Source organism: Chitinophaga sp., from assembly GCF_036566945.1.
In the GTDB taxonomy this organism is placed as follows: Bacteria; Bacteroidota; Bacteroidia; order Chitinophagales; family Chitinophagaceae; genus Chitinophaga.
Genome location: NZ_DATCVJ010000326.1, coordinates 1 through 11,675 on the forward strand (window position 1 = coordinate 1; position 11,675 = coordinate 11,675).

8 protein-coding genes and 1 tRNA gene are annotated in these 11,675 nt (G+C 45.3%); 1 reads left to right on the forward strand and 8 read right to left on the reverse strand.

Annotated features, from left to right (window positions below):
- Positions 1-14 precede the first annotated feature (14 nt).
- Positions 15-98: transfer RNA gene (locus tag VIP81_RS09635), tRNA-Leu, on the reverse strand.
- An 84-nt stretch (positions 99-182) separates the two neighbouring features.
- Positions 183-587: a carbohydrate-binding protein gene (locus VIP81_RS09640; RefSeq protein ID WP_331959083.1), complete on the reverse strand. Its 405-nt coding sequence runs from the start codon at positions 585-587 to the stop codon at positions 183-185.
- A gap of 249 nt (positions 588-836) precedes the next feature.
- Here VIP81_RS09640 and VIP81_RS09645 point away from each other — a divergent pair, with 249 nt between their 5' ends.
- On the forward strand, positions 837-1,892 hold the full coding sequence (locus VIP81_RS09645) for a hypothetical protein (protein WP_331959086.1): 1,056 nt from the start codon (positions 837-839) through the stop codon (positions 1,890-1,892).
- 79 nt (positions 1,893-1,971) lie between these two features.
- Here VIP81_RS09645 and VIP81_RS09650 read toward each other — a convergent pair whose 3' ends face one another.
- Genes VIP81_RS09650 through VIP81_RS09675 form a run of 6 tightly spaced genes read right to left on the reverse strand, consistent with a single transcriptional unit; the run spans position 1,972 to position 11,531 of the window.
- Positions 1,972-3,039, reverse strand: a complete 1,068-nt coding sequence (locus VIP81_RS09650; protein ID WP_331959089.1) for a glycoside hydrolase family 76 protein — start codon at positions 3,037-3,039, stop codon at positions 1,972-1,974.
- Between the two features lie 14 nt (positions 3,040-3,053).
- Positions 3,054-4,199 (reverse strand): glycoside hydrolase family 76 protein, encoded by a 1,146-nt coding sequence (locus VIP81_RS09655; protein WP_331959092.1) that lies wholly within the window; start codon positions 4,197-4,199, stop codon positions 3,054-3,056.
- Between the two features lie 8 nt (positions 4,200-4,207).
- Positions 4,208-5,329, reverse strand: a complete 1,122-nt coding sequence (locus tag VIP81_RS09660; protein ID WP_331959095.1) for a SusE domain-containing protein — start codon at positions 5,327-5,329, stop codon at positions 4,208-4,210.
- Between the two features lie 25 nt (positions 5,330-5,354).
- Positions 5,355-6,962, reverse strand: coding sequence for a RagB/SusD family nutrient uptake outer membrane protein (locus VIP81_RS09665; protein WP_331959098.1), 1,608 nt, complete (start codon positions 6,960-6,962; stop codon positions 5,355-5,357).
- 19 nt (positions 6,963-6,981) lie between these two features.
- On the reverse strand, positions 6,982-10,464 hold the full coding sequence (locus tag VIP81_RS09670; protein WP_331959102.1) for a TonB-dependent receptor: 3,483 nt from the start codon (positions 10,462-10,464) through the stop codon (positions 6,982-6,984).
- A gap of 47 nt (positions 10,465-10,511) precedes the next feature.
- A complete protein-coding gene (locus tag VIP81_RS09675; RefSeq protein ID WP_331959105.1) occupies positions 10,512-11,531 on the reverse strand; it encodes a FecR family protein in 1,020 nt (339 codons plus the stop codon).
- Positions 11,532-11,675: the final 144 nt, after the last annotated feature.

Below are 11,675 nucleotides of genomic sequence, written 5' to 3' on the forward strand. Positions count from 1 at the left end.
TACAACCTTTCTAGTGCCCAGAACTGGATTCGAACCAGCACACCCTTGCGAGCGCTGCGACCTGAACACAGTGCGTCTACCAATTTCGCCATCTGGGCAACTGATATCGTGTCAGGGATTGCAAATATACACACCTATTTCTTTTCTCCAAAAAAAATCTAAAACTAACGTAAATGGCTATATTAATAATTGTAGATGAAGCCGAAAGAGGTGATACTAAAGGGCATGGCGCCCTTGGCTACGAGGTATAAATCATGCACACCTTCTGCATGTCGCAGGTTACCGATTAACTTCAACGCATAGGTACTATCACCTGTATACGGAATTTCCAATGTCCCGATAATTTTTCCTTTGGGCTTGTCGATGCGGAACTCAAGACGGGCATTACTCTTTTTATGCTCGGAAGCTACTTCTACCCGGAAGCCTATCTCTCCTAAACTTAAATTTACCTGCGCAAAACTCAGATAGCTCCCCTCCTTCATCTGAAACTCTGTTGCCCGATTCCCCTTTTTAGCCGGCGGCACAGCTGTCTGCCCATAAACAGACAAATGCACGCAAACAAAAAACAGCAATATCATCAGCCTCATAAGGTTAGGATAGGTTTCTTCTTCTCTTTTTTATTTAGGGACAGGAATAGCTGCTCCCGGTGATAAATTAATAATAAATATCATAAAATTAAGGAATTATGTAATATTATCGCAAAATAATAACATGAACTGATGAAAATCAGTCGGCCGCGTGATACTTATCATGAATGGAGCAATGCCGCTAAGTTACCTTTACTAAACGGTCAAACATTATAGTCTACCGTTTGTTAAAGCATAAAAACTGGAATCATGGAACAAGCATTAATGACGTTAAGTCAATACCACGGAGCACCGGCAGTAACAATTCTTCTTTCTACACATAGAACCCATCCCGATAATAAACAGGATGCCATCAACCTGAAAAAACTGGTAGTGGAAGCCGAAACACGGCTATACGAAACCTTCGACAAAAGGGAAGTATGGCCTGTACTGGACAAAATTAAAGCGGCGGAAGCAGACATCAATCACGATTATAACCTGGATAGCCTCACCATTTTTGCCAATACCGATGGGGTGCAGGTGGTAAAACTTCCCGTTCCAACTACAGACCGGGTGGTAATTGGCGACCGGTTTGAGGTACGGCCACTCCTGAAAGCATTACAACAACAGGAACATTATTATATCCTCACCATTGCACGCCAGAAAATCAGGCTGCTGGAAGCTTATAACGATACCCTGGTAAGGGAGATTCATAATGCCGACTTCCCCTTCGCCAACGAGTATTTCACCAAAGACCCCATGAAACTGCAACAGGATTCCATTGTAGATGACCTGCTGAAAGAATATTTCAATGTGGCCGATAAACAATTCAAAAAATATTATCACGAAAATCCACTCCCCGTAGTATTGCTGGGCGACACTAAAAGTATTGCCTACTACCAGGAACAAATGGATATCAAAAATATTGTAATGGCTACTGCCGCCGGCAGCTACGACGATACCAGCAGCCACGAAATACTGAAAGTAACATTCCCGCTGGTACAGCAACATTTAGCCGACAAACAAACCGCCGCACTGGAGGCGATCGGTCAGGCACAATCTAAACAACGCCTGCTGGTAGACCTGGGAGATATTTACCGGGCAGCAGAAAGCGGTGCAGCAGACACCCTCTACCTGGAAAAGAACTATTTCTACCATGGCACCATTGAAAATGGCACCATCACGGAATCCAATAACCCTGGTGCGGAAGACGTTTCTCTCCCTATCATCGACAGCATACTCCAGAAAGGTGGTAAAGTGGTTTTCATGGATGAAAATACACTGAACACCTACCAGGGCATCGCACTGGTAACAAGATTTTCATAAGCTTACTTCTTCATACACAAAACAAAAGCCCGCTGCGAGAACGTAGCGGGCTTATTTCGTAGCGTTATAGCGTTAAATATTAAATACCAGCCAGTCTTGCGTAGATTTCTATCATCCCCGCTTGTCCCAGCAACTCCTTTTCCGGGCGATTACCCAGCATTTGAGTGCTGCTGTCGCGATCATGCCACCACACTTTATCTGCGTATTCCTGCATAGCGTTAATATACTTTTTGTTGCTATCAGCTTTATACAATGCCTCATAACCTCTCAGCAGCACTGCATTAAACCAATAGGAGGAATGAAAACGACCCTGTCTGAAAAACCGCTGATACCCACCCTCGGCAATATGCTGTGCCTCCCTTAAATACTGTACATTCCTGGTAATATGATACAGCTTTACATTGGCTTCCAGCATCGTGCCGGTGTTATAAGTATACGCCGCCGAGTCAATACGATTGTTTTCTGCAGGCTTCAGCGCATCCCAATACACACCATCTTCACCACGCAGATATCTGTTTACCCAGTTATACAACATCCTCGCGGTATCGAGATAAACTTTCTTATGCGTGGCATCATACAATTGCAACGCCAGTAATATAGCCGGACCATTGGAACAGGTATTCTTGGTGGTCTTATCCCCTTCTTTCCAGTACAACCCGCCGCCACTCACGGTATCGTAGCCTGTCATCATAAAACGATAAATCTCCGCTCCTTTCTCCAGGTACCATTTCTTACCCGTTCTCGTATAGGCGTCCAGGTAGGCAATGCCAATCCATTGATTGTCGTCATAATAACGATCTTCCCTTCTTTCTTTCACCACATAAGAGGCATATCCCGGTGCGGGTGGAATCGGATCATAATACTGATTAATAGCCGCTACCACCGGCGACATATACGATTTGCCGGGATATAATTTTTCCATTTCATTGGCCGCTTGTATCAGACCACAAAGGCCCCACAGGTCGGCATGCAAATTATGATTCTGGTTACGGTCGCTGGTTTGAATATATAAACCGGTTTTGCGCTCATACAAATACTGGTCAACTGCCTTTTGTAACAGGGTTGCCCGTTGCTTATTGCCCTGGGCATATAACCCACCGGCAACAAGCAAACACCATAAGATAACAGTCGTCCTTTTACGCCCCATCACGCTCATATTCGTTACTTAATCAATCCCATACTTTTAAGTTTGGCCACAGCTTCTATCACCATAGCGCCACTCAACTGCGTGGTCAGATCACTGCTGGGCGCAAGGGTGGTCCAGTCTTTATTAAATAATACCTGCGGACGGGTAGTGCCCTTCTGCCATAAAGTTTCTGCATTCAACTGCAGGAAATTGGCATACCGGGAAGCATCCGTACTGCTAAGACTTCCATCTGTAATCAGTAACATCAGGTAACGCACCAATACTCCTTTAAACAAACCAGCGTCACCGGCGCCTTCGTCCTTCAGGATGTTGGCATTGGTAAACCCGCCACCCAGCGTATTATTAGCTGTTTTCAAAGCATCATTGAGGTAAATGCTTTGCCCGGTGAGTTTATACAACTCCACACCAGCACCAATGAAAACGCCCTGGTTATAGGTGAAGTTCCAGTTTTTGGTAACCTGCCCGCTGCCATCCTGGTTGATACCATCCCAAACAAGACCGCTCACAGGATCTACCAGCGTACTCTTTTGCCAATCGTATATTTTCTTTGCCCAGGCAATATCATCCGCATTCTGGGTAAGACCGTACATTCTGCAGGCGATAATACAGGCAGGCGCATTGGCCGGCGTATTTTTATAGTTTTTGGCTTTGTCTTTATTCCAGTGAATACCGCCACCCCAAACATCGTCCCAGCCACCTTTGATATCATTCCACAGTAATATGGCTACATCCTTGTAACGGGTATCACCGGTAGCCTCGAAAGCGCGTAAACAGGCCAGGTTCATCCACTCCATGTCATCATAGAAGTAATTGATGTAAGTGCCGCCATTCTTTACCTTCATGCCTGCCAGCAAATCATCCATCCGGGATTTAATGGCGGGATCATTTTTACGTATGTACGCATCCGTTAGTACGTCCAGCGCATGCGCATTGGGCCAGTAATTAAAGGTGGTACCACCGGCACTGTTCTGATTAAAATATTTCTCAGGATTCCAGAAATTACTAATCACCCCCTGTGTAGCCGAATCAGCTATCTGTGGCCAGTTATACGCATAACGTTCTTTGCCCGCGCCCGGACCCGGGCCATCATCTACAGGTTCTTTCAAACATGCAGTGAAGGCCAGGGAGAGCATTAATATAGAATACCGTACTATCTTCATGGCTATAATTATTTGACGATTATTTCGTGCGTGTAGTTCTTATCAGTAGTGAAGTATACATTGATATCACAGTTCTTGGTATCTGCTTCTGTGGCAAATTTGTAGCAATATCCCCACTGGTCATTACCCGCAATTGGACGCAGTTCCCAGAAACTCAATGCGGTGGCGGCAGTAGGACGATTATTATCGCTGTTCGCACTACCAAACCATTCTTCGCCTGCATTACCATCACTATCCTTAACGGCTAAACGGAATTTATAACGCTCGTCACGACCCCATGATTCCTGTTTGAAAGTAATCAGCTGATTTTTGATACTCCAGGTACCATTGCCCACATAACTGATTTCAAATAAAAACTTGTTCAGCGGTGCAAACCAAAGCCCTACGGTGGTCAACTCGGTCACAGTAGCAGCCGCATTGTTGAAGTCCAAACGTAAACGGTATACTTTCGTACCGGCAGTCTGCTCTCCTTCTCCCCCTTCTTTTACCGCTGTTCCCAGTATGGAGTAAGTAGTAGGCGTGCCTGTGTTTCTGCTGGCAAAATGATATTTACCATTTTTGAGAGAGGTATAAATTTCATATACTCCGGGCGCAGTGGATTTCATCTTCAGCGCTTTCGATAAATCATCACCCACTTCTGTAGCTGTACCGGTCAGGTATACATCGGTAGGAATTTCTGCAAAACCATTAGGTCTTTCTACTTCAATCAGTTTGCTTTCCGCTGCCTTCTGGATATTATATCCCTTAGAAGCCAGTACCGTCCATTTCAACTTACCGGTAGACAGCGATGCAATGCCTGCTTTACCAGCAATGCTGTTCAGGTCTTTATGCGATAAGGTGAGCTTGTTCTGTACGCCACCACCATCGGAGGAATATTTGGCAACAGGATTGGAAAAATCACCATTTTCTTTATCAAAAGCGACTTCATAGATCACCAGTGAACCATCTTCTGCACGGGCCTGATCCCATTCAAAGCTCAGGGTGGCGCTGGTGGCAGGTTGCAGCTTAATGTATTTATTATCCAGCGGTGCGGTGAGTTTCGCTACCGGCTGCATATTGGTATTGAGTGTGTAGTCTTTTTTACAGCTAAACAATATAACACTCAGTAAGATGATTAAATATTTTTGCATGTTATTACAGTTTTAGGTGGAAGGATTACCAATCTTGGTTTTGTGAAAGATTTTTATTCTGATCGCGTTCAATGGTAGGTACAGGCCACAGGTAATGTTTGGGATTGGTAAACAACCTGTTTTCTACGATGATATATCCGTTGGCATCTTTATTAAATGCACCGGAAGTAACTTTAATACCTCTTACCGGTCTGTTCATCACTACTTCTGCCGTTTTCCAGCGACGGATATCCAATATGCGCAGCCCTTCAAACGCAAATTCAGCACGTCTTTCACGGCGGATCACTGTTTGTAGTTGTGACTGGCTCAGTGCTCCATTAAACTGGGTAGCACCTGCATCTGAAAATCCTGCACGGATGCGCAAAGGTTGAATGGTCTGATTCCATACGGCGGCGGTCATCTGCCCCAGTTCATTCTTTGCTTCTGCATACATCAGCAATACATCGGCATAACGGATCAGGATCAGGTTCAAACCGGAAGCATAGTTAGTAGCATTACGGTCGTAATATTTATAGAAGTAATAACCGGTGGGTGATGCACCCTGATCATCTACTGTATTGGTAGCTGGTGTAGATCCCGGTTTGGTCAGAATCGTTTGTACGTTACCGCTAAAGTCTGTCACCGTAGAGCCATCATGCAAAATAGTCGCTTCGAAACGTGGATCACGGTTGACGTAAGGATTGTTTTCATCATATCCGGATCCTGCCTCTCCAATCGCTTTACCATTGGTCATGATGTAATCATTTACCAGGTCCTGCGTAGGTACCAGCACACTTCTCAGTGCGGCAATGGTTTGCGGCATGAAACTACGTTGTTTGTCGTACGTTCTGGCGCCACCGTATTGGAGGTCCAGGATTACCTCGCTGTTGTATTCATTGGGAACGGTAAACAGGTTCCTGTAACTGCCAAAGAGTGCGTAAGTACCGTTGTCAGTTTTATTCATCAGCTGCTCACAATCGGTCACCACTGCCTGCCATTCGCTGCGGAACAGGTGTACACGGGCACTCAGCGCCACGGCGGCACCACGGGTAACACGGCCACGGTCATTCTGCGACTGCTGCACATTGGTAGGCAGGTCTTTCTGAATATCCGCCAGCTCGGTCAACACAAATTGCTGAATCGTATTTTTGTCAGTGCGGGCAATAGTACGTGACTGATCAATCGTAATCAGATCTGTATAAAAAGGTACATCGCCATACCAGGCACTCAGCTGAAAATAAGCATAGGCGCGGATAAAACGGGCTTCTGCGATGATACGGCTTTTCAGTCCGGCATCCATATTGGGTACCCGGTCTATATTGGTTGTAATGGTATTACAACGACGGATAGTAGTATAATAATACGACCAGGTATCTACTACACGGCCGTTGGCCGCATCATAACCACCATTGGCAATCGCATTGACATTCAGTAATCCACCACCACTATTATAACCATTATCGCTCAGGGCTTCATCTCCAAAGAAATAATCATCCTTTGAAAGGTGCTCATAACAAGCGGTTAATGCATCCAGTGCATCCTGTGAATCACGCCAATAGGCTGTTTCGGTAAACTCGCGCGTCATGGGCTGGTCCAGCTTACGACAGCCAAACAATCCTGCGGCGACTAATATTGATAAGATTAATTTCTTCATAACAATGATTGTTTAGGCATCAAAACTTTACATCCAAACCAAAAGCGAAGGTGGCTGCGTTGGGATAATTACGTCCGGCAATGGCGTTGTAATTATTCATATTCAGCTTGTCATCGAACTGCGTAAACTCAGGATCTACGCCCAGTTCACGAAATCGTTTAGGCATAATCGTTATCAGGTTCTGGCTGGTGAAATATACCCGTGCACCCTGCATACCCGCTCTTTTCATTAAGGAAGCAGGCAGGTTATATCCTACCTGGAAATTTTTCAGACGCAGGTATTTGGTATCAAACAACCAGTAATCAGAGTAAGCAAAGTTGTTGGCATCCGCAGAGCCGATCGTCAAACGTGGATAGGAAGCGCCGGGATTGGTAGGCGTCCAGCGGTCCAGGTGCTGCACCATGGCGTGGTCTTCGTTGTTATGGAAGGCTTCCACAATATCACCACGCATGAACTGTTCTCTTTTACCCACCCCCTGCCAGAACATGGTAAGGTCAAAGTTTTTCCAGCTTACATTATAGGTAAAGCCGAAAGTATAGCGAGGGAATGGATTACCAAATACATAACGATCATTTTCGTCGATCACACCATCCTTGTTACGGTCAATGTATTTCACATCTCCCGGCATTACCTGCTGGTTGTAGGCAAACGGTACTTTAGGCGCATTCTTTAAATCATCCAGGTTCTGGTACAAACCATCGGATTTATAACCATAGTAAGAGGAGATCGGAAATCCTTCTTTAATAATAAAGCTCACATCAGATCCGCGAACAGATTCCTGTCCGAATTTAATCACTTTGTTCAGGTTATCAGAGAGATTGAAACCAAAGGTGTGATGGAAAGCACCGGTGTTGGCCCGATAAGCCAATGCCAGCTCCCATCCTTTGTTATTTACCTTACCCACGTTTTCCAGCGGAGCCGCCGTACCGGCAGTTCCTGGTGCTGTCTGGAACAGGTAAATACCATCGGTCATCTTACTAAAATAATCGAAAGACGCGGTTAACCTACCTTTGAAGAAATCTGCATCTACACCATAGTTGCTCATAGTAGAGATTTCCCATTGCAACAGGTCATTATACGTAGAGAAAGTATTTCCGGGGGCAATAGAATTATTAAAGGAATAGTTAGCGTTAGCAATGGATACTCTCGACAGGTAGTTGAATCCACCTATGTTAGAGTTACCCACCTGTCCCCAGGAATAACGAAGTTTGAAATTACCGATCCTGTCTTTCACCTCCTGCATAAAGGCTTCATCTGTCAGTCTCCAGCCCAGTGAAAACGCCGGGAAGAACTGCCAGCGATGACCCGGTGCCAGCTTGGAAGAACCATCATAACGCCAGGTAATTTCCGCCAGGTATTTATCATTGTACGCATAGTTCAACCGGCCAAACAGGGAGTTGAGTGCATACAGATTTGGATTACGTAAATCGTTGTAGGTGCCTATGTCTTTGTAATCGTAGGTACCGTCCGGCTTTGGAATATAATTACCACCAATCGCCCAGTCGGCGTCGAGATTAGTAGTACCATAACGGGTAGCTCTAAAGCCATAGTTTTCATCTATCGCATCACTACGCACACCTACCTGTCCCTTTACATAATGCTTGTTAAAAGTATTTTCATACTCCGCCGTGGCATATACGTTTGTCGTCAGATCTTTGTATTCATCTTGTTGCGCCTGGTTATACAAAGGCGGTGTAGCCGTGGTATAATAAGGAGCGTAGGTAAATTTATTAATGCGCTGGTTGTTGTTATCAATGTTATAAACACCAGAGGCATTCAGGTTAATCCTGAAGTGATCGACCGGCGTGATCACCACATCCAGTCCTCCCATGAGGTTGTCGATGGTTCTTTGATTAAATCCTCCTTCTGCGAGCAATGCAATCACACTGTTGCTGGTGAGACTAGGTACCACCCAGTTACCCAGTGAATCTTTCACTGCGTTGGTACGTGGTACGCGCATGGCATCCCGCATCAGGAAACCGATGTCAGATACCTGGTTGCGGTAGGTAGAACGGGTATAGGCTGCGTTGGCATTTACCTTTACATACTTACTAACGTCAACGGATACGTTCAAACGGGCATTATATCTTTTGTAATAAAAATCCTGCGGTACATATTTATTCTGCAGCATATTACCCTGATCTACATAACCCATGGAAAACAGGTAGCTGCTGCTTTTGCCGCCGCCGGTTAAACTTAAGCTATGGTTTTGCTGTGGGGTATACTTACGCAGCATTTCATGCAGCATTGCAGGTTCAGAACCACGGTCGTGCCAGTATTGAATATTTTCTGGTGTGTACTGCGGCGTTTTACCGGAGTTCACCAGCGCTTCATTCTTCAGGGTCATGTACTGCCATGCTTCCACGTTGCGTGGCAATGTGGTGGGCGTTTGCCAGCCATACATACCATTGTACTGTATAGAAGGGCGTTCATCTTTCTTACCTTTTTTAGTAGTAATATAGATCACCCCATTAGCCGCCTGCGAGCCATAAATAGCAGCAGAAGCGGCATCCTTTAATACAGAAATGGTTTCTACGTCATAAGGGTTCAGGTTCTGCAAACCGGCAGTACCGGCCTGTATACCATCAATGATCACCAGCGGTGCATTACCGGTTAAGCTACCTACCCCACGGATGTTCATGACCATACCAGCACCGGGTTCGGCAGTGGCCTGTTGCATGATGAGGTTAGGTGCCTGGCCTTGTAACGCCTGGAACATGTTCACCGAAGGTCTGCTGGTAATATCTTTGGAATTCACCGTGCTGATAGCGGCGGTTACCTGTCCTTTTTTCTGCTGACCATAAGCCGTTACCACTACTTCACCCAGATCTTTGGAATCTGTGGTGAGCATGGTCACGATATTGGTTCTGCCGGCGATAGCTATTTCCGAAGGAACATATCCTATCGAGGAAAATATCAGTACGCCATTGGCCGCGTTGGCAGGTATTTTCAGGGTATAGGTACCATCTGCGTTTGTCACAGTACCAATGCTCTGTCCTTTCAGGCGAATGTTGGCGCCGGGAATCACTTGTCCTTTATTATCCACTACCCGGCCGGAAATAATAATTTCCTGTTGCTGATCGGTAGAAAAATTGAGTCCGTTACGTTTTAAAATAATTTTGTTGGCAATGAATTCATAGTTGATTTCCAGTGGCAACAGGATCATTTGTAATACGTCGTCCAGTTTATTATCCTTTACGCTGAGGGATATTTTCTGTGCGGCTTTTATATCATCATTGGCATATACAAACACGAGGGAGGTTTGTGCTTCAATTTTGTCCAGCACCTGCGCCAGACTGGCATTTTCTACCTGCAGGCTAACCAGGTAGTTGGGAGCCGGGGGTCTCTCCCGCTCCTTCGCCGGTTGATGCTGTACCTGCCTCCGCGTACCAGCCGCGTAAGCTACCTGCGCATGCAGGTCCAGCACGCTCAGTAGCGATAAACAAATTATCAGCGACCCGAAAGGTGGACGAAAAGAAGGCTTGTATAGTTCCTTTCTCATAACGTAGTGGTGATTAAAAATGAATAAATAGTAATGTTGGCTTTATGTTATTCGCCAATGACAAGCGTTGAATCTGTAATCTGATAGTGGAATGCTTTTGATTTACTCAGGTAGTACATAATATCTTCCAGCGAATTATTATGGAAAGAACCTGTAAGACGATATTGTTTCGGTGCATTGGCTTCAAACTGTACCCGTTTGTTGAAATTGCGTTCCAGGCTGGCGCCGATTTCTTCGAGGGTAGCATTCCTGAAAATGAGTCTGCCTTCTGTCCAGGCTTTATCTTCTGCCCCAATGGTATTGCCTTTGATCAGTGTACCGCTGCTGGCGGTGAAACTTACTTTCACATCCGGTGTAATAAGAATGGTGTCGTTGATTTTTTTCGCCTCTTCATAGCGTGGAATGAAGGCCACTTTACCGGTTACTACAGCGGTTTGCACCGGTTCATTTTCGTACGCGCGGATATTAAAAGAAGTACCCAGTACTTTAATGGTTCCTTTTTTCAGGTGAACGATAAAAGGACGTTTGGCATTGGTGGCTACATCAAAAAAGGCTTCTCCTTCGAGAAAAATTTCCCGGCTATCGCCCTTGAATTTTTCGGGATAGGTCAGCGTACTTTGTGCATTCAGCCATATTTTGCTGCCGTCTGCCAGTTCTATAAATGAGCGGGAAGCCTTGCCGTTGGTACGTTTCACCCATTGTTCCTTTCCTGCTGCCGGTGCCTGTGTACTTTTATTAAAGAAGTAAAAGGCTCCTCCCAGCATCACTGCCGCTGCTGCTACTGCTGCTGCCCATTTCCAGTTACCTATTTTTTTAATGTTAGTGTCGGGAGATGTGATCGCCGTTTGTTGAGATTTTATTTTTGATAAGGTACGTTGCAGGGCCTGTTCCGTATTTTCGGCTGCATGGTGTAACGGATCTTCAAAATAATGGTGCAGGTGGGTATACCGTTCTTTCAGTACCGGGTACTGTTCCAGCAGGGCTTCCAGTTCCGACAATTCTGCCGGAGTGGCTGATCCGGCTAGTTTACGGGTCACCAGTAAGACGAAATTTTCTTCGTTTATCATAAAAGTGGAATCGTGTTCAGAGAGAAGGACAGGTAACGGGAGGAGAATTACCTACAAGGAGGGAAAATATTTTTGCGAGTTTTTGTCTTTCTCAGGATTATACTGATTTAGATGATTTTCCAGATTTTTACTTTTTTGATTATA